General features: G+C 61.0%; 21 protein-coding genes. 12 read left to right on the top strand and 9 right to left on the bottom strand.

From position 1 onward, the window contains the following. Positions 1-52 precede the first annotated feature (52 nt). Positions 53-1,855: a DEAD/DEAH box helicase gene (locus tag Q7J58_RS15985; RefSeq protein WP_304830210.1), complete on the top strand. Its 1,803-nt coding sequence runs from the start codon at positions 53-55 to the stop codon at positions 1,853-1,855. Between the two features lie 223 nt (positions 1,856-2,078). Here the strand turns inward: Q7J58_RS15985 and Q7J58_RS15980 are convergent, their stop codons facing one another. Both Q7J58_RS15980 and Q7J58_RS15975 read right to left on the bottom strand, forming a co-directional pair. Further along, positions 2,079-2,462, bottom strand: coding sequence for a hypothetical protein (locus Q7J58_RS15980; RefSeq protein ID WP_304830208.1), 384 nt, complete (start codon positions 2,460-2,462; stop codon positions 2,079-2,081). A 150-nt stretch (positions 2,463-2,612) separates the two neighbouring features. Next, positions 2,613-3,242, bottom strand: coding sequence for a DUF4148 domain-containing protein (locus Q7J58_RS15975; RefSeq protein WP_304830206.1), 630 nt, complete (start codon positions 3,240-3,242; stop codon positions 2,613-2,615). A 264-nt stretch (positions 3,243-3,506) separates the two neighbouring features. On the opposite strand from Q7J58_RS15975, the gene Q7J58_RS15970 reads away from it, so the two are divergent. The 3 genes from Q7J58_RS15970 (at position 3,507) to gloA (ending at position 6,083) form a co-directional block, all read left to right on the top strand. Beyond that, positions 3,507-4,439: a LysR family transcriptional regulator gene (locus Q7J58_RS15970; protein ID WP_304830205.1), complete on the top strand. Its 933-nt coding sequence runs from the start codon at positions 3,507-3,509 to the stop codon at positions 4,437-4,439. Positions 4,440-4,522: 83 nt separating this feature from the next. After that, positions 4,523-5,443, top strand: a complete 921-nt coding sequence (locus tag Q7J58_RS15965; RefSeq protein ID WP_304830203.1) for a YihY/virulence factor BrkB family protein — start codon at positions 4,523-4,525, stop codon at positions 5,441-5,443. Positions 5,444-5,633: 190 nt separating this feature from the next. Then, positions 5,634-6,083, top strand: a complete 450-nt coding sequence (gene gloA, locus Q7J58_RS15960; protein WP_304830201.1) for a lactoylglutathione lyase — start codon at positions 5,634-5,636, stop codon at positions 6,081-6,083. A gap of 135 nt (positions 6,084-6,218) precedes the next feature. Here the strand turns inward: gloA and Q7J58_RS15955 are convergent, their stop codons facing one another. Continuing rightward, a complete protein-coding gene (locus tag Q7J58_RS15955) occupies positions 6,219-6,689 on the bottom strand; it encodes a restriction endonuclease (RefSeq protein ID WP_304830199.1) in 471 nt (156 codons plus the stop codon). After that, on the bottom strand, positions 6,686-7,063 hold the full coding sequence (locus Q7J58_RS15950) for a hypothetical protein (protein ID WP_304830197.1): 378 nt from the start codon (positions 7,061-7,063) through the stop codon (positions 6,686-6,688). The genes Q7J58_RS15955 and Q7J58_RS15950 overlap by 4 nt, the downstream gene beginning before the upstream one ends. A 149-nt stretch (positions 7,064-7,212) precedes the next feature. Here Q7J58_RS15950 and Q7J58_RS15945 point away from each other — a divergent pair, with 149 nt between their 5' ends. Continuing rightward, entirely contained in the window at positions 7,213-7,536 is a 324-nt protein-coding gene (locus tag Q7J58_RS15945; RefSeq protein WP_304830195.1) for a hypothetical protein, read from the top strand. A gap of 21 nt (positions 7,537-7,557) precedes the next feature. Here the strand turns inward: Q7J58_RS15945 and Q7J58_RS15940 are convergent, their stop codons facing one another. Next, complete coding sequence (locus Q7J58_RS15940; protein ID WP_304830193.1) at positions 7,558-8,472, bottom strand: nucleotidyl transferase AbiEii/AbiGii toxin family protein; 915 nt, start codon at positions 8,470-8,472, stop codon at positions 7,558-7,560. Then, on the bottom strand, positions 8,469-9,206 hold the full coding sequence (locus tag Q7J58_RS15935) for a type IV toxin-antitoxin system AbiEi family antitoxin (protein ID WP_304830191.1): 738 nt from the start codon (positions 9,204-9,206) through the stop codon (positions 8,469-8,471). The genes Q7J58_RS15940 and Q7J58_RS15935 overlap by 4 nt, the downstream gene beginning before the upstream one ends. Before the next feature lie 351 nt (positions 9,207-9,557). Here Q7J58_RS15935 and Q7J58_RS15930 point away from each other — a divergent pair, with 351 nt between their 5' ends. The 7 genes from Q7J58_RS15930 to Q7J58_RS15900 all read left to right on the top strand — a co-directional run bounded on the left by Q7J58_RS15930 (position 9,558) and on the right by Q7J58_RS15900 (position 20,046). Then, complete coding sequence (locus Q7J58_RS15930) at positions 9,558-11,090, top strand: TIGR02677 family protein (RefSeq protein WP_304830189.1); 1,533 nt, start codon at positions 9,558-9,560, stop codon at positions 11,088-11,090. Beyond that, on the top strand, positions 11,087-12,358 hold the full coding sequence (locus tag Q7J58_RS15925; protein ID WP_304830187.1) for a TIGR02678 family protein: 1,272 nt from the start codon (positions 11,087-11,089) through the stop codon (positions 12,356-12,358). Before Q7J58_RS15930 ends, Q7J58_RS15925 begins: the two co-directional genes overlap by 4 nt. Then, positions 12,355-16,524: a TIGR02680 family protein gene (locus Q7J58_RS15920; protein ID WP_304830185.1), complete on the top strand. Its 4,170-nt coding sequence runs from the start codon at positions 12,355-12,357 to the stop codon at positions 16,522-16,524. Before Q7J58_RS15925 ends, Q7J58_RS15920 begins: the two co-directional genes overlap by 4 nt. Positions 16,525-16,529: 5 nt before the next feature. Next, positions 16,530-17,810, top strand: a complete 1,281-nt coding sequence (locus Q7J58_RS15915) for a TIGR02679 family protein (RefSeq protein WP_304830182.1) — start codon at positions 16,530-16,532, stop codon at positions 17,808-17,810. A gap of 117 nt (positions 17,811-17,927) precedes the next feature. Continuing rightward, entirely contained in the window at positions 17,928-18,500 is a 573-nt protein-coding gene (locus tag Q7J58_RS15910; RefSeq protein ID WP_157559333.1) for a hypothetical protein, read from the top strand. Next, on the top strand, positions 18,490-18,840 hold the full coding sequence (locus Q7J58_RS15905) for a hypothetical protein (RefSeq protein WP_304830178.1): 351 nt from the start codon (positions 18,490-18,492) through the stop codon (positions 18,838-18,840). Before Q7J58_RS15910 ends, Q7J58_RS15905 begins: the two co-directional genes overlap by 11 nt. 3 nt (positions 18,841-18,843) lie before the next feature. Then, positions 18,844-20,046 carry a DUF4417 domain-containing protein gene (locus Q7J58_RS15900; protein WP_304830176.1) on the top strand — a complete coding sequence of 401 codons (1,203 nt, stop codon included), beginning with the start codon at positions 18,844-18,846 and terminating at the stop codon, positions 20,044-20,046. Here the strand turns inward: Q7J58_RS15900 and Q7J58_RS15895 are convergent. From Q7J58_RS15895 to Q7J58_RS15885, 3 genes are all read right to left on the bottom strand, one after another. Next, positions 19,975-20,469, bottom strand: a complete 495-nt coding sequence (locus Q7J58_RS15895; protein WP_304830175.1) for a hypothetical protein — start codon at positions 20,467-20,469, stop codon at positions 19,975-19,977. The genes Q7J58_RS15900 and Q7J58_RS15895 overlap by 72 nt on opposite strands. A gap of 551 nt (positions 20,470-21,020) precedes the next feature. Further along, on the bottom strand, positions 21,021-22,754 hold the full coding sequence (locus tag Q7J58_RS15890) for a UvrD-helicase domain-containing protein (protein WP_304830173.1): 1,734 nt from the start codon (positions 22,752-22,754) through the stop codon (positions 21,021-21,023). Further along, a complete protein-coding gene (locus tag Q7J58_RS15885) occupies positions 22,747-24,816 on the bottom strand; it encodes an AAA family ATPase (protein ID WP_304830171.1) in 2,070 nt (689 codons plus the stop codon). The genes Q7J58_RS15890 and Q7J58_RS15885 overlap by 8 nt, the downstream gene beginning before the upstream one ends. Positions 24,817-24,847: the final 31 nt, after the last annotated feature.

The raw sequence follows: 24,847 nt of genomic DNA, 5'->3' as shown, positions 1-24,847 counted from the left end.
CAACTGGAGTGGCCGATGCCCCCAGCGCCCTGGACGGGCGCCTCATCAAGCAATGAACTTTGACGATCTGAAACTGGCTCCGGCCATCGTGCAAGCTGTGCGCGAGCATGGCTACGAAACCCCCACCCCGATCCAGGCCGAGGCGATTCCCGCCGTGCTGGCCGGGCGCGACCTGCTCGGTGGTGCCCAGACGGGCACCGGCAAGACCGCAGCATTTACCCTGCCCCTGCTGCACCGCCTGAGCGAGGGTGAGCGCGCCAAGAACCGTTTTGGCGGCGTGGCCATCCGCGCGCTGGTGCTCACCCCCACCCGCGAACTGGCCGCCCAAGTGGAAGAGTCGGTGCGCGTCTATGGCAAACACCTCTCGCTGACCTCCACCGTCATCTTTGGCGGCGTGGGCATGAACCCGCAGATCAACGCCATGAAACGTGGCGTGGACATCCTGGTGGCCACCCCCGGCCGCCTGCTCGACCTGCAGCAACAAGGCTTCCTGGACCTGTCTGGCGTGCAAATGCTGGTGTTGGACGAAGCCGACCGCATGCTCGACATGGGATTCATCCACGACGTGAAGAAGATCCTGGCCCTGGTGCCCAAAGAAAAGCAGAGCCTGCTGTTCTCGGCCACCTTCAGCGACGAAATTCGCGACCTGGCCAACAACCTGCTGAAAGACCCGCTGAGCATCCAGGTGACCCCGCGCAATACCACGGTGCAGCGCATCACCCAGGTGATCCACCCCGTGGGCCGTGGCAAGAAGAAAGCGCTGCTGGTGCACATCATCAACCAGCACAACTGGAGTCAGGTGCTGGTGTTCACCCGCACCAAGTTCGGCGCCAACAACGTGGCCGAGTTCCTCACGAAGAACGGCATCCAGGCCATGGCGCTGCACGGCAACAAGAGCCAGGGTGCCCGCACCCAGGCGCTGGCCGGCTTCAAGAGCGGCGACATCCGTGCCCTGGTGGCCACCGACATCGCCGCACGCGGCATCGACATCGACGAGTTGCCGCACGTGGTGAACTACGAAATCCCGAACGTCAGCGAAGACTACGTGCACCGCATCGGCCGCACCGGCCGCGCCGGCAAGAGCGGTGAAGCCGTCAACCTTGTGAGCCTGGACGAAGAAGGCTTCATGATGGACATTGAGCGCTTCACCAAGCAGCAGATCCCGGTGCAGATGTTCCCCGAGTTCATGCCTGAGCCGGGTGAGAAGGCCGAACCCATCGCCATGGGCCGCCAGACCATCTGGGGCGGCGCCGGCAAGCCGCCGAGCCGCGACGTGATGGCCGCTGCCGCCAAGGCCGCGCGCACCGAGATGATGCAGCGTGTGCGCGAGAAGAAAGCCGACGCACCGCAAGGCCGTGGCAACAGCGGTGGCCAGCGCCAGCGCCCCGCAGCTGAAGGCTCCCAGCCCGAAGGCCAGCGCACCGAAGGCCGCCGCCCACCAGGGCAGCGCCCCAATGGCGGTGGTGCAGGCAACGGCCAGCCGCGCAGCGCTGCGGGCAATCGCGGCGGTGCACAGGGCCAACGCCCACCGCGCCCAGCCCAGGGCGACCGCATGGACCGGGATGACCGCCCTGAACGTGGCGACCGCGGCCCAGCCCGCGGTGAAGGTGGCGCCGAGCGCCAGCCTGGCCCGAACGCCCACCTGGGCAGCCTGCGCATCCGCGAGCCGCGCCCGCGTGCTGCAGCCCCGGGTGGCCAACCCGATCCGCTGCGCACCAGCATCGATTCGTTGGGCAGCCGCGGCGCGCGCAACAACCGTCCTGGCCAAGGCCGTGGCGGCCCAGGTCGCAACAGCGATGCACCACGCGGCGGCCCTGCCGACCCACTGCGCACCAACTACGGCCGGATCCGGTAATCATCCTTGCGCCTGCGCCGTGATGGCCGTCGCACCCTGAACTGCGGCCATCATCAGCACGGGCTTTTCCGCGCTGACGCCCATCGACAGAACCTGACCGCGTCGAAACGCCAACCACCGCGTGACTCCACCAACGCCCCGTCTGCTCTTGGCACCGGGGCGTTGGTGTTTTTGCCACCGCACACAGCCACCCTGAAGGTGGCCAAAATGCACCGCGAACCGCTCAACCCCGCACGAACAACGTCACCAGCGGTTCGTCACCCACTTGCTGGCTCCAGTGGCCATGCACCACAGGGTCGAACGTGGCCCCCTCGGGCAGCGTATCGGCCGAATAGAAGTGATCACCTGGGCCAAAGATGCGCGAACTGCCGTCTTGCAGACCGATTTCCATCTGCCCTTGCAACACGAACAACCACTGCGGTGCGCCAGTGCAGTGAAACTGGCTGCGAAAACCGACCGGGCTTTGTCGCAGCTGGTAGCCACCGGAAGGCATCAGCGGTGACAACTGGGCTGCAGATGTGCCCTCGGTCAGGGCCACGGTTTCATCGCGAAATTTCGCGCGGCCATCGGTGTCGGTGTACAGCACCACTTTGTTGAAAACGCTCATGCAGGCTCCTGAAGGGGGTGTTCGGTTGTACCAGATGACCGACCAGCAACCCGCCAGCGCAGCCACACACACCAACGGCCGGTTGACTGTTGGATCAACCGGCCGTTGTGAGCGCCTACGCCGTCAGCGGCGTGAGCTTTGTGGGGGTATTCAGTTGGCTGCTTTGGCGGGGTAGCGGCTGGGGTACAGCTCATTGAGCTTCTGACCCGACTCGCCACCGGCCACGATATCACCCGTGCGCTGCGCTTCACGCAACTCGGCACGCACTTGTTCGCGGGTTTTGCTCTGTGCGGTACTCGTCGCGGCTGGATAGCGGTGCGGGTACAACTCGTTCAGCTTCTGACCGGTTTCACCAATGGCCACCAGATCGCCGGTGCGCTGTGCCTCAATCAGCTCGGCCCGCACTTGCTCGCGCGACTTGCCTTGTGCAGTGGTCTCGGCGGCGGGGTAGAGGTTGGGATACAACTGGTTGAGCTTCTGACCGGTTTCGCCCACGGCCACCAAATCGCCCGTGCGCTGGGCTTCTTGCAATTCGGCTTGCACAGCTGCACGGGTCTTGCCCTGGGCCACCGACGCCGCTGGGTAGCGGTGCGGGTACAGCTCGTTGAGCTTTTGGCCAGACTCACCGTCGGCCACGATGTCGCCGGTGCGCTGCGCTTCAAACAGCTCGGCCCGCACTTGCTCGCGGGTTTTGGGTGCACCGGTGTCAGCAGCCAGGGCATGCCCAGCGGACAGGGCAGCAACAGCCAGTGCGATGGCAGAGAGATAAGAGCGGTTCATGGTGATTTCCTTGAAGTTGAACGAAAAAGTACAGACAGATGGATCGTGCCGGGCCTGTGTCGATGCGTCTTTTCAGTGCGGTATCGCTACGTTGCACTGTGTTTCGCTGCATCTCAAGCCTGGCTTCGGAGCGTTGAACGGGTGTTTTTCGCTGCGATGGATGGACTTTAAAGTTTCCCAAACGGAAGAAAAACAAGCCTTGAAGCATTGATATATTGCTATTTCAGCAACAATAATCCCGTTGAAATCCAATAAGGTGAATCTATGGACCGATTGACTTCAATGCGTGTGTTCCAGCGCGTGATCGACGAAGGCGGCTTTGCTGCGGCCGGGCGCGCCCTGGACATCTCCCCCGCCGTGGTCACCCGGCTGGTGGCCGACCTGGAAGACCACCTGGGCACCCGCCTGCTGCACCGCACCACACGGCGTCTATCGCTCACCGAAGCGGGTACCGCCTACCTGGACCGGGTTCGACAGATACTGCAAGATGTGGATGAGGCCGACGCTTTGGTGAGCTCACAGACCACCGAACTGGCGGGCGTGCTGCGTATCCTGGCGCCGCCGGTGCTGGCCACCCACGTCTTGGCGCCGTTGGTGGCTGGTTTCCAGCAAACCTACCCGAAGATCGTGCTGGACATTGAGGTGGCAACCTACCGCGAACCGCCCATCGAAGACTTTGACATCACGCTGATCGGCGCCGACGCGTCGTTCGATGCCAACGTGATCGCCCGCCGCATCAATGTGACCGAAGCCATTCTGGTGGCCGCGCCCAGCTACTTGACACGCCGCCCGGCACCCCAGGTGGTCAACGACTTGCTGCGCCATGCTTGCCTGCGCATGAAACCCGAAAGCCTGGGCAAGCGGGCCTGGACGCTGTTTCGCTCAGACAGCCCAGAAGACAAGGTTGAACTGGATGTGCAACCGGTGCTGTGGGCCAACCACACCGACACCTTGCTGGGTGCCACGCTGGCTGGCGCAGGCATTTCGGCCACACCGGTGGAGATCGCCGCACCGCACCTGGCCAGCGGCGCCCTGGTGCGGGTGCTCAGCCCCTGGATCGCCGGGCGTTTCACGCTGTATGCGGCGCTGCCCAGCCGCAAGTTCATGCCACAGCGCAGCCGCGTGTTTTTGGACTACCTGGGTCTGGAAACGCAGCGCTCGGTGCTGACCGCTCTGGCCGCCTGCGAGGCTTGCTGATAGCCGCTACAGGCAGACGTTGGACCGCCACACTGTGTGCCAACGCACCGATGCGCCCGGGTCAAGGCGTCAGAATCGGCCGCGTGCCCGAACGCCCTACCCCAACGACCCAAGCCCTCCCGCTGCTGCCCTTGACCGAGGTGCCCGCATTGCTGAGCGCCGCAGCGCGCGCCTGGCTGGCCGACCGTGCACCCACCCTGGGCGCTGCGCTGGCCTACTACACCCTGTTTTCAATGGCACCGGTGCTGTTGATCGCCATCGCGGTGGCCGGCGCCGTGTTCGGGGCCGACACCGCGCGCACGGAAATTCTGGGCCAATTGCAGTCGCTGCTGGGCACAGAAGGTGCAGCCGCCGTGGCAGCGCTGCTGGACAACACCCAGCGCAGCGGCCAGTCCGGCTGGGCCATGGCGATCGGCGTGTTGCTGCTGGTGGTGGGCGCCACCACGGTTTTCGCCGAACTGCAAGACTCCTTGGATCACATCTGGCGTGTTGACACCCAACGCAGCGGTGGCACCCTGTGGCAGCTGCTGCGCACGCGTTTGCTGTCCTTCGGACTGGTGCTGGGCGTGGGCTTCCTGCTCATGGTGTCCCTGGCAGCCAGCGCCGCACTGGCCGCCTGGGCGCGCTGGTGGGCACCCCTGTTTGGCCAAAGCGCGGACCTGTTGATGCTGGTGAATCTGGCCTTGAACTTTGCCCTCACCGCCGTGCTGTTTGCCGCGATCTACAAGTGGATGCCCAAAGCCCGCATCGGCTGGCGCGATGTGGTGCTGGGCAGCGTGCTCACGGCTGCGCTGTTCACCGCTGGGAAGGCCGCCATTGGCTGGGTCATCACACAAAGCGGCGTGGCCGCAAGCTTTGGCGCGGCCAGCGCCATCGTGGGCATGATGGTGTGGATCTATGCTGCGGCCCAGGTCTTTCTGTACGGTGCCGAACTGACCTGGCTGCTCTCACAGCGGCGGGCCAGACACGAAGCGGCATCGGGTGGCTCACCAACCGCCACCTGACACACCCCACAGGTGGATCGGTTGATGGAACATGGGCATCCAGGGGAACAGGACAAATCCAGCAACACGACAGCATGCGGGTCTTCTTCCAGCATACTGTGACGCTGTATTCCTCCCAGTTGTACCCAGGGCCTGAATACGCCCGACCGGGTTTTCGAACGACCATCAACCCCATCTCCCAGAAAAAGCCATGAGATTCCTGCACACCATGCTGCGCGTCGGCAACCTGCAACGCTCCATCGACTTCTACACCCAGGTTCTGGGCATGCAATTGCTGCGCACGTCCGAAAACCCCGATTACCGCTACTCACTGGCGTTTCTGGGTTTTGACGGCGGCAACCCCGGCCAGGCCGAGATTGAGCTGACCTACAACTGGGGCACCGAAAATTACGACATGGGCACCGCCTACGGCCACATTGCACTGGGTGTACCCGACGCCTACGCCGCCTGCGAAAAAATCAAGGCGGCGGGAGGCAACGTGACGCGCGAAGCTGGCCCGGTCAAAGGCGGCAGCACCGTCATTGCCTTTGTGACGGACCCCGACGGTTACAAGATCGAATTAATACAAAGAGAATCAATAACTTATGACGACCGACGCCAGGCGGACGCCAAAAACATCGATCCGCTACGCAGTGCGTAGCAGTTAAGCAACAGAAGCCAGCGCAAGCGGGCGCGCATCCGGTGGTGGAAGACCGCGCAGGACGCTCCACCGCGAATGCGAGCATGCCCGCTCCCAGCTTCGCGAATCCGCAGTCGCATAGCGAGGGACGCCACGTCAACGCGAGAAGAGGTCGCGAATCCTCTCGAATGGAAGGCCGGTTTCCGCCGCACGTCGAACCTTCCGGTCGATCGCGAGGTTGAGCGGCAGTTCTCGGTCAAGCGCGTCGAAGAGATCGAGACCATCCATGCAGACGACGCGCTTGCCGCGTCCGAAGGCGATCAAGCCGTCTTCGGTAAAGCCGCTGTTGCTGACGAACAGGCCTCGCGCCCACGCGGCCTTCTGCTCCAGCTTTCCTTGGAATGCATGAAGGTCGGCAGCGCTGGTCTTCGCCGATTCCCACTTCGCTTCGAGCAGATAGATCTCGCCCTGCAGGACGAAGCTGCCGTCGATCTGCTCGCCCTTGTTCCTAAACGGTTCGCGGGCCTCCAACCCATAGAAGTTGAAGGCGTCGCGCAGCCAGACCTCGAACGCATAGCCTCGCGGGTGCGGCTCCATCGAGGAGAGATCAATCAGCCGTTGCTTCAACGCGAAATCTTCGGCAGGTCGAAGGCGGCCTTGGGCGGCTCGCCAGCGGGAGCCGCATCGGGCTTGCCCTGCATGCGATTCAAAAGCGAGAAGAATCGACCCTCCGCGTTCGGGACCCACTCCTCGCGCTCGCGATGCTTCCGAATCCCCTCGCGGTAGTCCCACAAGGTCTGCAGCGTCTTGACCGAAGTGGGCAGGTCGACCTTGTTCAAGTAGCACCGAAGTCGTTTGGCCTTCGAGGTGCCATGTTCCCGGTAGGTATCGTCGTAGATGTCGACGTTCAGTTCTTCTGCGAAGAACCGGGCCATGCTGTTGTCGGAGAAGTCGAGGACGTAACCGCCGTTCATCTCGAACAGGTCGTCGAGAAACTTCATGTCCAGCGATCGAATATTCGGCATCTAGGCAGCCCCCTTGAGCTTGAAAAGGAATTCGCCCAGCTTTGCCAGAGCGCCGATCGGGGCGATCAGGTTGCCTAGTGAAGACAACGCGGAAACATTGGAGTTGGAGTGCAGGGCGGCACCGCTTGATCCTCAACCCCCAGCGCCTCCATGAACGTTTTGTTGAAGCTACGCCAGTGGGCCTCGATCGCACGGTCATGCAGATAGAAGAGCGTGATGTCTTTGCCAGTCTTCTCATGCAGAAGCCGGAAGCCTTGGGCGTCACTCAGGGCGCGACGCACGACGCCATTGGTCATGTCGTAGAAGACGAAAGCAAAGGCCCTGGCTCGCCCTTCATGCAGATGTTCTTGGCAGATCGCCTCGAACCTATTGATGAAGGCGGTGTAGCCCATGCCGATCCCTCGGTCGCCTTCCTGCATTTGGATTGGGTGCATGTCTCCTCCTTTTGATCGAATGCGCTAGCGCATTTCCTAGCCGTTCAATTGGGCGGCCAACAGGGTTGCCTGCTCGGCAAACTTCTTGGCATTCGTCTTCTGCAACTGCGTTAGGTTATGCAGCTTCCATCGCACGCCCGGCAGATGCTCCAGCTGGTCGATGCCCAACAGCGCCCACTCGGGTGCGCCGGCGACGAGTGACAGCAGGAAGCGGCGCTCGTCATCATCGAGCCCCTGCTGGATCTCGCGCACGAGGCGCTCGCGTGCCGCGAGCAATGCGTCCAACGGCACCGGCTCGGCCGTCATGCCCTGGAAGTTGTGCGCAAAGTCGTGCCGGATGTCGCGCAGCGGCGGGAACAGCACCTCGTGCACCGGCCGGTTGCTGCTGGCCAGGTAGACCACGAAGGCACGCCGGATTCCGGGCGTGATGCCTTCGTGCGCAAAGAGCTGCATCACATCGAACAGGTCGCGCGGATGCTGTCGGTCCAATGCCGCCACCAGCTTGCCGCCATACACGTCCTCCAGCGACACCACCGGGATCTCCAGGTCGGCCATCAGCACATCACGCGCGGTCGGCGTGAGCGAGGCTTGGCGCACCGGCCGCACGGTGCCCCGCATCACAAAGTTCACCTCGATCTTGACCTGTACGGGACCGCGCCGCACCAGCAGCTTGGTCTCCCCCGCTGCTGCCGCCGGCGCGTGCACCTGCAAGCCTCGCTTCTTCAAGCGCTCGGCCGCTTGCCGGACGGCCTCATTGATGCGCGCCAGCGCCTCGTCACGTGGCAGCGTGTGGTCTGGGAAGACCAGATCAAGGTCAACCGACAGGCGCGGCATGTCGCGCACGAAGAGGTTGATCGCGGTTCCGCCCTTCAACGCAAACGTGTCGTCCACGAATATCAGCGGTGCAACCTGCGTCAGCAGGCGCGCGGTATCAAGATAAGTCTGATTCATGGTTTAAGCACCAGCAGGCCACCGGCTGATCGGGACACCCAGGGCCGGTCGCTGCCCGTCGGCAGCGTGGCCGGATCGAGCTTGGCTGCCCAGGGCAACGATGCCTCGCGGCCGAGCTGCAGGCACAGCCTCACGGTTTTCACGCTCGTGCAGCACTGCAGCAGTTCGCGCAGCACGTCGGCGCGCAGGCTGTAGGCGCTTTCCACGAGCTCGCGCGCCTCCTGCAACGGCTGGCGGACGCCTACGTCGCTCAGCAACTCCAGCAGTGCGCGCTCCGGCGCCGATACCTGCGGCGCTCCGCTACGCTTCTCGAACGGCCCGGCGTGCAGCAAGGCACCAGGCTGCTCATTGAAGAGCCGCTTGCGGTGATACTCGGCCGGAAAGCGCTCGGTGAACCATTCGGGCAGGCGCCCGGCCGCCCAGCCGTAAAGCTGCAGCACCGGCTGCTGCGCCACATACTGGCGCACGCCGTACCAGTCCAGTGCCGACTTGCCGCCGACGTGCAAGCCTTTGAGGCGACGCTGCAGCAGGATCAGGCTCGGATGCAGCGCAAGGGTGTCGTTGGGTCGGCAGAAGACCCCGCGCGACAAGCGCGCGAGCCAGCCCGCGCGCACATAGTGCACGGCCAGATCCGCAGAGATGCCCAGCGCCGCCAGGTCGTCCGAGGTCAGCGGCATCCCCGGCGGCAGGCGGGTATAGAGCGCATTTAGCTTGCTCGTTCTAATCGTAGCCATACTGCGATTCAACCACTTTATTCAAACTTCAGTCAACTTGAAATGTGATTTTGAATCGCAGCCTGACTACGACAACAGACCTTTTTCAAAGTAACCAATCCACCGTCGACAACCAAGCAAGAGATCCGCACCAATCCGCCCAACGCTGTGCATCCTTCGCTGGCTGCGGTTGGGCCCTTGATTGAGCGGCACCCCACATCGACCCAGTCGCGCGAAACGCAGCCTCCAGAATAGACCGTTCTCTTCGTGCCCTGCACACCGTGACAGAACTGGGTCGCCACGCTCCTGCCTGACATCCCGTTACTCCGGTTACTATTTGCCGAGCTAGGGAACGAAGGAGGAGCACATCCAGTGCTGACAACAAACACGGCAGCAGAACTGTTTCGGCACCTGAGTGCGGAGAAGGCCGTGCTCTACCGCAGCATCATGAACGTATTCGCCGCTGCCAAGCGGCAGTACCGTCTCCAGCTGCGGCCCGATGAGGTCCTCGCTGAAGCCAGCTGGTCCGGCTCACCTCCGCGCCTAGAGGAAGTGAGCAGCGCCTTGGCCCAACTGGCCGAGTGGGGCAACCTCGAATCCCAGCCCGACACCGCACGCGTATCGTCGCTGAACGACTTCTACCGTGCCCGCTTTCTCTATCGCCTGTCCCACGGAGGCGAGGCGGTGGAAGCCGGTCTGGCGGTCTTTTTCCAGACCCTGTACCGTCGCGCCGAACTGCAGACCGTTGCCCTGGAAGACATCACCAGCCGCCTTCTGGCGTTGCGGCAACTGGTTGACGACACCACATCACCCGATGGTCCTGACGTCGCCAAGATGCATGAGGTGCTGCGCGATCTGGTACGCGTTTTTGAGGACCTGGCCGAAAACGCACAAGCCTTCATGGCCGGCGTGGCCCGCAGCCTGGAGCTGCAGCAAGCGGATGCGAATGCGGTCATCACCTACAAGCGGCGCCTGATCGACTACCTTGAACGGTTCATGGGCGATCTGGTCCGCCGTTCAGAGGCCATTGCCCAGCTCATTCAATACCTCTCCTCCCGCATCGATCACATCTTTCTGCAGATTGCCGAGCGCGAGGCCACCGACGCAGCACCGGGTGATGCCCAGGACCAGATAGACGAAAAAATGCGTCGCTGGCAAGGCTGGCGAGAGCGATGGAAAGGACTTCAAGGTTGGTTCCTTTCAACGGGAGCAGAACCTCCTCAGGCGGAACTGCTGCGCGCCCGGGCACGGGCCGCGATCCCCCAGCTGCTGGGTGCCATAGCGGCCATGAACGAACGACGCAGCGGGCGCAGCGACCGTTCTGCAGACTTTCGGATGCTTGCCCAGTGGTTTGCAGCCTGCGAGTCCGAAAGCGAAGCACATCGTCTCGCGCGTGCAGCTTTTGCACTTCAGCCCGCCCGACATTTTTCGCTGAACCTGCAGTCTGAAGACGACATTCCCGCGAGCACCTCCTGGATGGATGCGCCACCTTTGCAGATCAGTCCACGCCTGCGTGAATACGGCGAAGCAGCACCCCGTGGCCCGTTGGCCCGGGTGCGTGACCGCAGCGCAGAACGGGAGTTGATGGCGCAACAGCTCTCGGAAGAATCACGCCAAGTGGAGGCGGCACGGCAGCGCCTGGCCACCGGTCAACCGATCAAGCTGTCTGAACTGGGCGATCTGGACACGCATGCATTTGGCTTGTTCCTCAGCTTGCTCGGCGAGGCACTGGCCGAGCAGGCACACCCGGATCAGATCGTGGAACGCCAGACAGGTGACGGACTCCTTCACATACGGATGGAGCCTCTGGAGGCGGACAGTCGTGCCCGCATCTCCACATCCAGCGGGGAGTTTTCTGGCCGGGATCACCTGCTCACGATCTCCCTGACCCAGGAGTCGATGTGAACATTCGCGTTGCGCCACGACAAGACAGCCAGCGCATTGGGGATCTCCAGAAGGCGCAACAGCACGACGAATTCAGCAGAGGCTTGCGTGCACTGTTGATGCGCCCCTTGATGGCAGCAGGACACGAAGACTTTTCTGCCGTGCGGCGCCAGGCTGAACGCTTGAGAGAGTGGTTTGCCCGGGAAACCGGCTGGCCCTTGCATGTGGACCGCGAGGGAGCGCGGCTGTTCAAGCGCCCCGCCAACCTCAGCGACGACACAAGAGGAATTCCCTCGTACGACAAGCGCCGCTATGTGTTGCTCTGCCTGGCCTGCGCGGTGCTTGAGCGCGCCGATCCGCAGATCACCCTTCAACTGCTGGGTGAACGCGTGATGCAGTGGGCATCAGAAGCCACGCTGCAATCGCGAGGCTTTGAGTTCACGCTCCGTACTGCCGCAGATCGACGCGACCTGGTCGCTGTCTGCAGAACCTTGCTGGAGTACGGAGTCCTGCAACGCGTTGCCGGCGAAGAAGAGGGCTTTATTCACGATGGCAATGGAGCCCAGCACGACGCGCTGTATGACGTGCAACGGCGAATGCTGGCAGGCATGCTGGCCGCTGTGCGCGGTCCCTCTACCTGGCGCGCCGAGGATGCTCCCATTGGGTTCGAGGACCGCCAGCGGTCTCTTGTCGTCGAACACCAGGTCGAGAGCGAACAGGGGCGACGTGATGCCTTGCGCCACCACCTTGCTAGACGGCTGCTGGACGATCCCGTGATTTACACCGCTTCGCTCGATCCTGATGCTCAAGCGTATTTCATCAACCAGCGAGGCACCATGGCCAGCCGTCTGTGCGAAGCCGCCGCCTTGACCGCTGAGCAACGCGCCGAAGGACTTGCTCTGACCGACGAGTCCGGTCAGTTGACCGATGTCTCGATGCCTGCAGAAGGCACCGAAGCGCATGCCACGCTGCTGGTGGCCGAACATCTTGCGCAGCGTCTGCGTCTCGATTCCGGATCCGCAGGAACCACGGACGAAGCGGTCGCGGCTTTTCTGCGTGGCGCCGTCGAGCGGTTTGGCCGCTATTGGCGCAAGTCGGCACGGGAGCCTGGCGCGGAACGGGAACTGGCCGATATCGCGCTGGACAGGCTCTACAAGCTCCAACTGGTCCATCACGAGGAAGGTTGGATTCATCCCCGTCCAGCTATCGCAAGATTTGCGCTCGGCGAAACCCAGGTGCGCCCGCCCACATCCCGCCCCGGCCGCCCAGATGCGCTGTTTGACGAATGACCGACTCCCTCTTCCCCCCACCACCGCCGCGTCGCCCAGCCCTTCCCGAACCTCAGCGAGAGCGCTGGCAGCCGCTGAGGCTGGGTCTGGTCGAACTCTTTCACTACGACAGCGAGGAATTCTGGTTCAGGGATGGCCATCTGCTCCTGCGAGGCAACAACGGAACAGGCAAGTCCAAGGTGCTTTCGCTCACCTTGCCTTTCTTGTTCGATGCCCAATTGCGGCCATCGCGCATTGAGCCCGATGGTGACAACGGCAAAAAAATGGCCTGGAACCTGCTGATGAGTTCCTATCAGCGACGCATTGGCTACACCTGGATCGAATTTGGTCGCCGGACCGCAGATGGGGTTTCGCACTACCTCACCCTGGGTGCCGGCCTGTCGGCTGCGGTGGGCAAAACGCAGGTAGACAGTTGGTTTTTCATCCTTGAAGGTGGGCCAAACGGTGCCGATCCCCGCATTGGCCAGGATATCTGGCTCACCAATGAGCAGAAGATGGTCCTTACCCGGGAGCGCTTGCGCGAAGCGGTTGAAGGACAAGGTCGAGGCAAGATTTTCGAGACCGCCCACAGCTACCGCCGCGCAGTCGATGAACGCTTGTTCCAGATAGGGCCCAAGCGCTATGAAGCGCTGATGGACACCTTGATCCAGTTGCGCCAACCTCAGCTGTCGAAAAAGCCGGACGAAGCAGGGTTGTCGCATGCATTGACCGAAGCGCTACCGCCCATGCCGATCGAGCTGCTCAGTGACGTGGCAGAAGCCCTCAACCAGTTGGAGGAGGATCGTATCCAGTTGGAGGACATCCGTTCACTGGAACGGGCCATCAAACACTTCGAACAACGCTATCGCACGTATGCAGGCACTGTGACGCGACGTCAAACGCGAGAGCTCAGACAGGCCCAGACGGGGTTCGACAAGGCGAGCGAAGGACGCAACAAGGCCCATGCGGATTTGAAGGATGCTCAGGACGCAGAGGATCTGGCCAAAAGCGTTCACACGGAGACTAAACAGCTTTTGGCCGCCGCCAGGAGCCGCCTGCAAACGCTTCAAAGCGATCCGGCCAATCAAGACGCCAACCGCCTGAGTCAGGCTGAAACCGATGCCAAGGAACGGAGGGCCGAAGCCGAAGCCGCCGAAGCGCTCCGCAATCAGGCACAGCAAAACCTGAACCGTGAGGCAGAGCGCAGCCGTCAATCAAACCAGCGCTCAACAGCGGCCAAAAGCGAACTCCTGACAGCACGAGCTCACTGCGCCGAAGTGGCAGAAACGGCGGGAACTGGCTCCGCACTGGCGGACAACCTGCTGGCCACCGTCGCTCCAGAAGAACTGCCCCAGTTGGTACCTTCAGAAATCGTGCGAGCGGCCACTTTTCTGCGCGATGCCACCATCAAACGCCGCGAGAACATTCGTCACCTGGAGTCACGGCATACGACGGTGAATGTCAAGCAACAGACTCTGGTCAATCTACAGGCCTCGCAACGTGATCGCCAGGCTGAGCTGGAAGAAGCAGCAGAGCGACGGGCCGCAGCCGATCTGAATACCGAAACGACTGGCAACGAGCTGATCGAAGCTTGGCACACCCATTGCTCGAACTTAGTCCATCTTCATCTTGACCCAGTTGCACCACTGGAACAACTTGTCGACTGGGTTGCACGTCCAGAAGGTGCAAACCCCATTCAAGAGGCCTTGACCGAGGCGTATCGGCAATCGACCCAACGCCATGCCGGTCAGCACTCGGCGTTGACCACCCAACAGAACACCCTTCAGTCCGAACAGGAAGCGCTCAGCACTGAAAGGGATCGACTGCTCGCCGGCCACGATGCGGTTCCCACGCCTCCAGCCATGCGGGCCGCGGGGATCCGCGACGGGCGACCAGGGGCTCCGTTGTGGCGGTTGGTGGACTTTCAGTCTGAGCTCGACGCGAAGCAGCGTGCGGGATTGGAGGCCGCACTTGAAGCCTCGGGCCTGCTGGATGCCTGGCTGTCGCCCGACGGCGCATTGTCCGACACCAACGGTATACCCCTGCTTGACAGCCAATGGGCACGTCGCCCGTCGGTCTTGGGCCGCAACCTCGCGAGCGCGCTGCGCCCATATGTCCCTGACGACAGCGCAGTGACCTCTGCACTGGTTGCGTCCTTGCTCACCGCCGTAGCGTACGGGATTGAAGATCGTGGCGAGAGCGAATCGTGGATCAGCGAGCAAGGTGGTTACCGCTTAGGCGCCCTTGCCGGCGCCTGGCATAAGCCACAAGCAGTCTACATTGGTCACACAGCCCGCGCGAACGCAAGACAACGCCGCCTCGACGAGATTGCAGACCGTCTGGGCGAGATCGACATCCTGCAGGAAGAGTTGAAGCAAAAATTCCAGCACCTCGTGCGGGATGGACAAGAGGCGGAGCGGGAATGGAAGAGCGCGCCTTCCGACCAACTGCTGCGCGCGGCGATGCTCGCTGCAGCCAGTGCGGAGCGGGAGGTTCTCCAGGCTCGACAGCGTCTTGACGCTGCGGATTCCCAATGCCGATCCGCTGAAGCGGAAGTTCAGGCTGCCCGAGAGGCATTGGAGCGCGACGCCGCTGACCTTCAACTGCCCGCAGTGCTTGCGGATTTGTCCCCCATCAACGATGCGTTGGACCGATTCGCCGACGCTCATCAACAACTGGCCCTGGCAACGCGGGAATGGTGCAGTGCTTGGCCCGAGTATCAGACGCAACAGGAGCGCGAGAAAGAGGCGATGGAGACCTTGAGCGAACGGGAGGCGTCGCTCCTTACAGCCAGCGAGCGTGCAGCTGAATCCGTGGCGCGTTTTGAGGTCCTGAAAGGAATGATCGGCGCCAAAGTTGACACACTGCGTCAACAGCTACGCGATGCGTCCGCAGAGGTCTCGATCGCTGATGGAGCGTGGGAGGCTGCCCAATCTGCGTTGACAACGGCCAGCGAAAGGCGTGCGGTCGCTGCAAGCCAAGCAGACAGCGCTGATGCAGTGCTGGCTGAGCGAACAGCCACCCGTTCCCATGCAATAGAACGTCTGCAGCGCTTCACCGAGAGCAGCTTGCTGGCGTCCGCGCTACCGGACTTTCCGGTTCCGGACGGGAGCATCCCTTGGACCATTGACCCGGCCCTGAACCTCGCTCGCCGGGCTGAGCAGGCCCTCGCCCACATCGCAGACGACGAAGCTGCATGGGGCCGTATTCAACGGCTGGTCGCTGAAGACCTGACTGAACTGCAGCGATCACTTGGCTCGCTGGGTCATCAGGCGACGTCAGAGCCCAACGACTGGGGATTCTCTGTTCATGTCATCTACCTGAACAGGCCCGAGCGCCCTGATGCCCTGTCCAATCGGCTGGCCGACGAGATTGCGCAACGCAGCGAATTGCTCACAGCCAAAGAACGAGAGGTTCTGGAAAACCATCTGCAAGCTGAAATCGCTGCCGAGATTCAGCGCCTGATGCGCGCAGCCGACAAGCAGGTTGATGCCATCAATGAGGAGCTTCGCAAACGCCCGACGTCCACTGGTGTTCGCTACCGTTTGCAATGGCTCCCTCTGACACCTGAGCAAGGTGCGCCAACAGGCCTTGAAGTCGCCCGCGAACGCTTGCTCAACCGAAGTGCCGACATGTGGTCGGCTGAAGACCGCAGCGTGGTGGGTGCCATGCTTCAGCAGCAGATCGCCGCGGAGCGCGCTCAAGCAGACGCTGGCACCACAGGTTCAAGCCTGGTTGAACAGTTGGCGAAGGCTCTGGACTATCGCCGTTGGCATCGGTTCAGCGTGCAAAGGCATCAGGATGGTCAATGGCGCAAGCTCTCCGGTCCAGCCTCCAGCGGGGAACGCGCGCTCGGTCTGACCGTCCCCTTGTTTGCGGCCATTTCCAGCTTCTACGGACGAGGAGGCAGCCCACACGCACCTCGCCTGATGCTGCTCGATGAGGCGTTTGCAGGCATCGACGACGCGGCCCGAGCACATTGCATGGGACTGATACGCGAGTTCGATCTGGATTTCGTGATCACCAGTGAGCGCGAGTGGGCCTGCTACGCAGAGCTTCCAGGCGTATCGATCTGCCAGCTCCAACGCCGCGAAGGCATGGACGCGGTCTTCGTCTCTCGTTGGGCCTGGGATGGTCGAGCCAAGCGACGGGAAGACGACCCGGACCGCCGCTTTCCCACTCAGTGATCCACATGGCGAACGATCCCAGCATTGATCCAAGGCTGATCCGAAGGCTCGGGGGCTCAGAGCTTGCTGAATTGCGACAGCGGATGAGGCGGCATTTCGAGCGCCATGGACGCGATCCAGAAAAATCGGGCTTCCACCTGACCAAGCTGAGCGCCGTTGAATACGAGGCGTTGGCTCTGCTCATCGGTCTACCTCCTCGACCCACCCAATCTGTCCGAATCGACATTGCCCGGTTCGACGCTGCCTTGCAGGATGCGGGCATAGCCAACTCGCTTCATGAAGCCTTGCAAATGCTGGATGGCCCCATCGTGAACCGAGCAGAGGCCAAGGCCGAGCTGCAGTCACGCTGGTCCAGCGTCACCGACGGTCAAGGGCTTCACCCCTCGCTGTGCGCATGGTTGCAGGGATCATCAGCCGTCGGCCTGCTCAAGCGGGTGTCCAAACAGGAGGCCCAAACGGCTCACCTACTGCTACAGCAAGCGCACGAGGTCTTGCAGCGCCTGCCAGCCCAGGGTTTGACACGCGCTCAACTGGCCGCCGATGCGCTCGGCAATGCCCATGCCCTCGACAATGGACAAGCCGTTGCTACGGTTGTGTTGGCCGCATTGCAACATGGCGCCAGCACCGGTGAACAGGAACAATCCCCTTCTGAGGAAACCACAGATGAAGCAGATGGCGTTCGTCGGCCCAGCGAGCGGGTGCGAGATATCTGGGCTCGATCGGGCGTGCTCGTCAACGAGTTGGCCCGCCCTGCCCTGTTTCTGAATCTGCCAGTCCGCACTCCGTCAAACGCGCCGGCCGCACCAGGTGAACCAAGTTACCTTTCCCTGCGCCGCCTCGTGAGAACACCGCCTGACTGGGAGGTTGCGGATCAGATCATCTATGTCTGCGAGAACCCCAACATCGTCTCGATTGCTGCTGACCGCTTGGGTGCTGCCTGTGCTCCACTCGTATGCACCGACGGCATGCCTGCGGCCGCGCAGCGTGTGCTGTTGAAACAGCTGTCAGACGCGGGAGCCAAGCTGCTGTATCACGGCGACTTTGATTGGGCCGGTATTCACATCGCCAACAACGTCATGAGGCTCTGCGGATGCAGCCCTTGGCGCTTTGGAAGCGAACACTACTTACAGGCACTCGAAACAGCACCCCCCAAGGAACGAGATCTTAAGGAAACAGCAGTTGCAGCGTCTTGGGACCAGGCATTGGCCGAGGCCATGCAGTCACACGGAATGTCCATCGCTGAGGAGGCTGTGGCATCCCTGCTGGTCAACGATCTACGGCAATAGATGCCTCTGCCGGTTTGTGGTCCCACACGCTCATCGGCTACGCCTCAGTTCGCCAAGCATTGCTGCCACTTGACATACCTCGCCGATGATGTATATTTCATTCACTCAAATGAATGAATGAATGAAATGAAAACCCTAGATGTCGGCACGCTTGTAGAAAGGCCAATCCTCACCGGTGTATCCGGTGGCGAACGCGCCCTGACCTGCCTTGCCGATGAGCTTGCGAAGCACGCGCCAGAGACGCCCGTTGTCCTTGACTTTCATTCGGTGGAAGTTCTAGGAGGTAGCGCCCTTCGACACCTCCTGCAGGGCATTCGCCGTCACCCCCAATGCGAGCGAGCTGCAGTCGTGCTGGCCAACCTATCCGAGGCAAATAAGGAAGAAGCAGATCTGGTCGCGGAGGCCGTACGCACCCCATACATCAGCGCAAAGTACTCTGCCGACGAACTCTCTCACACCGAACTGCGCGGTCCGCTTGATCCCAAGGTCGCCCGCACCCTTCAACTCGTTATCCAAGCTGGCGAGGCAGATGCGCAGACCGTCAGTCAACTCTCGAACGAACCTGGTGTTGTGACCGCATGGAACAACCGCTTGGTGACGCTGCAATCGATGGGCCTGCTGCGTGAGCGCAAAGCCGGCAAACGCAAGTTCTATTCACCGGTCATAGGGGGTCTCGCGTATGGGAGTTGATTTTCTGCGCAACAAGCGCCAGCCGCACAAAAAGGCATGGAACCTTCAGATGCTGCGGAAAACAGATGACCTCTTCGCCGACGAGCCAAAGCGCCCAAATCGAGTGTTCCGGTCCACTCTGCAAGGTGCTGCAAACCTTTGCAATGGAAGTGAAGTTCTCATCCGCCGCTTGAGAGACGGCAACGTCGTCATCTCGCAGGACGTCAGCCTGGTCGGCGGCATCGACCGTCCCGCCAGTGACCTGTTGAGAGCTCTTGACACACACAACGGCATCTTGGCAGGCCGCGTGTATGAGTGCTTTGCCGATCTCGGCATCGTCGACATTGAAGCGGAGCTCTGATCCATGCTGCCCCAGGAAGCACATAGCGGCGTCTGGCTTCTGAAAGACATCGATTCACCAACGGCGCTCCTGGGTTGCGGCTCATGTCTGGACCGCCAAGCGTGCGGCGGACTCCATCTGCCTAACGGGTCTGCCATGCTCACCTGCATGGACTTGTGCCATTGCGCTGACCCAAGCGCGTGCGACATGGTCTGCCCGAAGGCTCCGACCAGATTTGCAAGGCGTGTGCATGAAGTCCGCGGGTTTCAGCTCGATGACATACCGCGCAGGAACTTTAATGCACGACCGGCGCCCGCAGGCTGCGTCACGTTGATCGAGGGCCGCGTCTCTCGCCGGCGACCCATCGAACTACCCGACTACGCAGCCATCCCCCTGTCCAGGGCCATTACCGGTCGGGGGCTCCAGCAACGCGCGAAGACGCGAGATGAACTGGTGCGCGACCACGGCGTGCTACCCCGAAAAGGTTGGATCGTCACTGGTATTGAGGACGATCGTTACGTAGAGCGCGCTTGGCGGCTCCCGAAGCATCGTGAGGTGTTCAAGAGCTTGCGAGAGGCCGGCGTCGTCTTCGCCACGTCACCCAACTTCAGCCTGTACGCGGATGCTCCACGGCACGACAACCTCCATGCGATGAAGCGCATCGCTTGGATGTGGTACACGATGAACGAGGCAGGGCTTCCCACCGCACTGCATGTCAATGGCAGAACAAGCCACGACTTCGACCGATGGACGCAGTTCATCATCGATCATCCTGAAGTCACGTCAATTGCCTTCGAATTCCTCACTGGCGCGAAGCTTGTCGACGATAGCGAACGCTATGTTGATCGCCTCACCACACTGGCCCAACGGGTTGAGCGGCCATTGACACTCGTGCTGCGTGGTTCGATGCAAATCGCCAAGCGACTTGAAGCCGTGTTTGACCATGTCATCTGGCTCGATGCGACGCCCTATTTTCGAGCCATGCATCGCCATGTCGCAGTCCCAAATTCTGCGGGCCCCTTGAGGTATGCGCCACGTGGGGGCGATGCGGCAGCCCCGATTGGTGGACTATTTAAAAGCCTGGCCATGGCTGCGCAGCGCCGATATCACATCTGTCGATCAGAGATCTCGATTCCAGCTCAGCGATCGCTAGACCTAAGACCGCTGGGCACCCCATCGGACATGAGCGCTGACGACGAAGCCGCACAGCTGTTGCTGTTCCCGTGACACCCAGTTCCCTGAACCACCAACGCCCTCGATTTCAAGGCTCGCGTCACCGCTTCGAACCCTGAGCGCTGCATCCATGGAACGCAATGCACCAAGCACCTGCCGAAAGCCAAGACCGCGGGCCGGATCGCCAGTAGAGGAACGATGATCAACGACTGCTACGTCCAATGCCTGGCGCGCCGACTGCACTTCCGGCATAGCAATGTATGTCGCAAGTGCACCAACTCCCGAATCACCAACTGCCAGCCAAAAATTTCCTGGAGTGATGTCGAAGGCCGCCAACGCCTCACATTGAGTGCCTGCATGCTGGCCAATGTTGTCAATGAGTTCACCCGCAGCACCTGTCAACGCTTGGGCTGATGATTTCGGAACACCTTCCTGCTCAAGTCGCTTTCGAATATCCATCAAGAACTGTTGCTGCACGATGTCATCCACGTTCTAGGGGTGGCCCGCTTGCACCCGCAACACCCCTATCGAATCGGAAGTGCGGTAGGCCCATGCAGTGTCGCTGGGCATCGCCTTCAGTGCTGTCGAAAGCGGTGTGCCATGTCCCATGAGCTTCAGTTCGGCGCCTGGAGGAATACTCCTTCGGCGAAATGCAAGGAGTTCAATCAACGGGCCCAATTGCAGCGTACGGGCGTCAACCTCAGTGCAGCCCAATGTCTTGCTACACATCAAGGTGATTCTGTCGGATACAGCAAAGTCCCTGATCATTACTTAATGCGAGCGGCTGAAAGGCAAACGTCTATGAAAACGCGCAGTAACAAGTACAGCATATCGGAATATCGCTTGCTCCTCCGCTTCATCAAGCCATTTCGGTTTTAGCGATCACCAAGGGTCCAGTTTCCACCGGACTACAAGTTTCTGGTCAGCAATGCGTCGAGGCTTCATCTGTTCGCAGAGAAGGGTAACTCGGAATAACCACGAAAGTGCTTCAGCGCTTAGCTGTTGACATCCTGAGTCTTTATGGCCAGCTACGGAGCCGGCGTGACAGCATCCGCCCCGAACCAGCTCTCAAGAGTTGCTATGGCTTCGGGTGACAGCAGTTGCGTGAACAAAATGGCGAGCCGTTTCTGGGGCCTTGAACAGGCAACATAGAAAAGGTTGCGGTTGCGCTCGAATGCTTCTTCCTTCGCGACTGGAATCACCGAAGCGCCGGCAAGCTCCAGCATTTCACCGAAGTTGTATTGGTTCCAGCCGCGCCCTACCACAACCAATACGTTTTCAAACTCGGCACCCTTGACACCATGCTTAGTTTCAAACGGCGAGTGACCATCAAGGTAGCGGCGAAGTGCCTTGACCTCTGAATACGCGATGCCTCGCAACTTCTCCAGTTCTTCCAAACCCCTCGGCATCTCGATGCCTGCAGACATGTCGAAGTCGCGCAGCTCCCGCTCGCGCTTTTCAACCGCATCCGGAAGTCTCGGCTTTCGCTGGGCACGCAGGTGCTCAACAACCTGCCCCACGGTCCCTCCTTCGCGAAGGGCCACCAGTTGCGTCATTGCGTCGTGCCATTCCGTCTTGTCCGAATGGCTGCGCATCTGTGGCGTGGTGCCGCCAAGCGCCTCGAACATCGCCCCGTACCTGCGGGCAATGAAAGCATCGCATGCCGGCTCCAACTGATCTACAAAGAAGGCAATGTGTTCGTGCTCCTTCTTGGTAAACGCATCGTTGAATCGGAACGTCGCGGCGAGATTTGAATAGCCTTGCTGACTCGCCAGCAGCCGATGAGTCAGCATCAGAATCTTGGTGTGGCTGGGTGACAGATCCCACCCGGTCTGTTCCAGCTCGACCTTCACACGCTCAAGGGTGGCCTGGGCGTCGGGGGAAGGCAGATCTCCGCCCCAGTGGGCGCCCTTTTGCCGTTGCCCCTGCCAAGTGTTCGTGTGAAAAACACGGACCTGTCCATCGGCATTCGGATCTTCAACAAACTGCTGCAGTTGCGGCCGCATTCGATTGAGCGCGTCGACGACAACCTTGACCGAACGGAAGTTGGCCTCTTTGCCAATCTCCGTCACGTTTGCATGCTCCAGCTTGCCGCACCCGCCGCCGTAGATCTTCTGCCAATGATCGCCAAAGAAACCAAACAGCGGTGAGCCGGGTTGCCCGAGAAAATGAGCCTTGATCGCCTCGACCCAATCGCTATCGGTGTCCTGGTACTCGTCGACCAGAATGATCGGGAAGCGCGCCGCGATCATGCGACGGAACTTCTCGTGCGCCATGAGTGAGATCGTCAGCGGCAGGACATCGTCATGGTGGATAGACACGCGATGGTCGCGAATAGAACGGTGCCCGAGGCTGTACTCGATGGCACGCGTGCCCACGCTGCCTCCAACCTCTTCGATCTTTTCCTTCCAGTCAGGCATCGCTTCAATGAGCGCCCTTAGCGGCTTCTGAAAGCCACTGATCAAGGACCAACAGAACGCGTGGTTGGTCTCGCAAAAAACCATGGGGCTACGGTCAGTCCTTGCCGCAATCTCGTCCTTGGCGACGTTCGTGAAGGTGATGCATGCAATCTGCTGACTGCGCTTTGGAAAGGTATCTTTGCGGCGCTCAATCAGGAACCGCAACGCCTTGACTAGCGAGTACGTCTTGCCCGCGCCGGCACCAGCCTCCAGGCGAAAGTTCTGTCCCGCTTCAAGACAGGCATACATGGTTTCCAGCGCGCGCCGGCTCGCGGTTTCCGCCGGTGACTCAATCTCAGGCATGGCCGCCATCTTCTTCCACTGGAGCTACGGCTGCCTCCACGACCAGCGTCAGCGCCGGGTCGGGGGCGACAACATCGCCGCGAGCCAACCAGCGGACGCCTTCCACAATGTACGCCGGTGCGAGCCACTCCGTCTCAGCGATCGCATGCTTCAATGCGAACTCCGATTTCTTCCATTCTTCCGCCTTGCTCCGCGCCTCCAGTTCAAGCCCATTAGGGGTCTTCTCTGTCAGGCCGAACAGCTTCGGGTTCGCGAGGATGAACGCATCTTCGAAGGTCCGCCCGCAGGGATCACCCTCTTTCTCAGCGCGTTGATAGGCTATGCGATTTCCGTTGAGTACCTTTCCGGCGTCCTTTTTGGCAAGCAAGCCCGCCAACGTAAAAGGATCGTCCTCGGAGTACCACGCCTTCAAACAGGCGTTGCTGGAGTATGTGCCCAGATGAACCGCACACGCCTTGCCGCCGGGTTTTTCAACGGCATCAAGGTCTGTGATGATCAGACTGCGAAGTTCGAGAAACTTCAGCAGATCGAAGAACAGATGCGCGTATGCACCACCGACCTCCATTACCGTCACGTACTGACTCGACAGCTTCGGACTCTTGGGCTCAGCAGCTTCTAGCTTGGCAACGATGACAGGAAGCAACAAACGCTCGCTCAGTCCCTCGACCAAAACCGCCTTGTCAGCGAAGAAAAGGTCACAACGCGTCAACGTCATGTACTGATGAAGAAACTTTTTGTCCTCTGGCTGGATGTCCTTGAGCCCCTTGCGCAAGTCCTTGACCCTTGTTGTCCGAACTCCTTCCTGGGCGCCAGACGCCGGAGCCCCCAGAAAGTACCGAATGCTTTCGAATCCAGCCGCGTTGGCGATGTGCGATGAATGCGTGGAGACGACGAACTGAACCGGCCAGGGCCTCTTGTCCTGCGCACCGTCAACGAGTTGCTGCGCAATTTTGGCAAGCTGGCGAATGAAGACCTCCTGCATTTGTGGATGCAAGTGCGCTTCGGGCTCCTCAATGAAAATCAGATGTACGCCCGGTTCGGTTGTCTCTGCGCAAAACGCTTTGTAGAAACCGGCCAGTTGCAGCAGGATGAAGATCAGGTTGCGTGCGCCGAGGCCGTTGTATGACTCGGGCAACGTGATGCCGCTGTAGCCCGCGTAGCGGACCTTCGTGAAATTGGAGAGCAGCTTTCGGACATCAAGCAGGGTTTCGGTGTGGAGCTCCTGGCCCCCCAATCCCGGGTAGCCGAAGGTCTGAAGCGCAGGAATCAGGCTTTTGAGTTGGCCTCCGAAGTTCTCGTCAATCTGGATCTGGATATCCTGGACCGCGGTTTTCAGCGCATCGGCAATTTGCTTGTCAGCCGCATCGGCCGACGCTGAAGAAGCTGTCGCGAAAAGGCCCTCCACGGTCTTGGCCAGCACGTCGGATTCTCGCGAAGTCACATCATCGAGGCCCCGCTGCGCATTGATGAACCCTGTCTTGACCAAGCCTCGCAGTGCGCTTGGCGGCAACTGACGGCGATTGTCGGGATCATTGGGATCTTCCGCCCATATCTTCACGTTGAATTCGGCGGGAATCCGCTCACGCAACGCACGGAAGAACGCAATACGCGTTTCCGGGGTCAGCGCCTCTTTGGGCTGGCCGTCGAGAAAGCTCGCAAGCTGCCCGTCCTTGAGTTCATAGCGAACCACCACCAGTGCATCGGCGCATGCTGGATCAAGGTCGATCACGAAAGGACCCAGGGGACCTAGCTGAGGCTGGGCGGGGTCGTAGGTGAACTTCAGCCGCAACTCAATGGTCGGGATAAGCGCGCGCACGGCGTCTTCGTCGGCACCCTGATTCAACGCTTGCAGCGCTTCGCAAAAGTGGTTGTAGCAGGCACTGGAAAAGTCCTCTAACTGGAACGCAACGTTTCCGTCTGAAAGGAGCCTCCGCATCACTTCCGAAAGAGAGGTTTTTCCACTGTTGTTTCGCCCGACGATGACAGTCGTTTGATCTTCCAGGACAAGTTCAACGTCTGCCAGAAGACGGAAGTTCTTGATCTCGACTTGACTGATGCGCATGTGCCCCCCCAATTTTTGCGACACTTGAAAT

Origin of the sequence: Hydrogenophaga sp., assembly GCF_030656115.1 — a bacterium.
Classification (GTDB): Bacteria; Pseudomonadota; Gammaproteobacteria; order Burkholderiales; family Burkholderiaceae_C; genus Hydrogenophaga.
The sequence above is the reverse complement of the archived record's forward strand: the minus strand, read 5'-3'. Positions and strand labels throughout refer to the sequence as shown.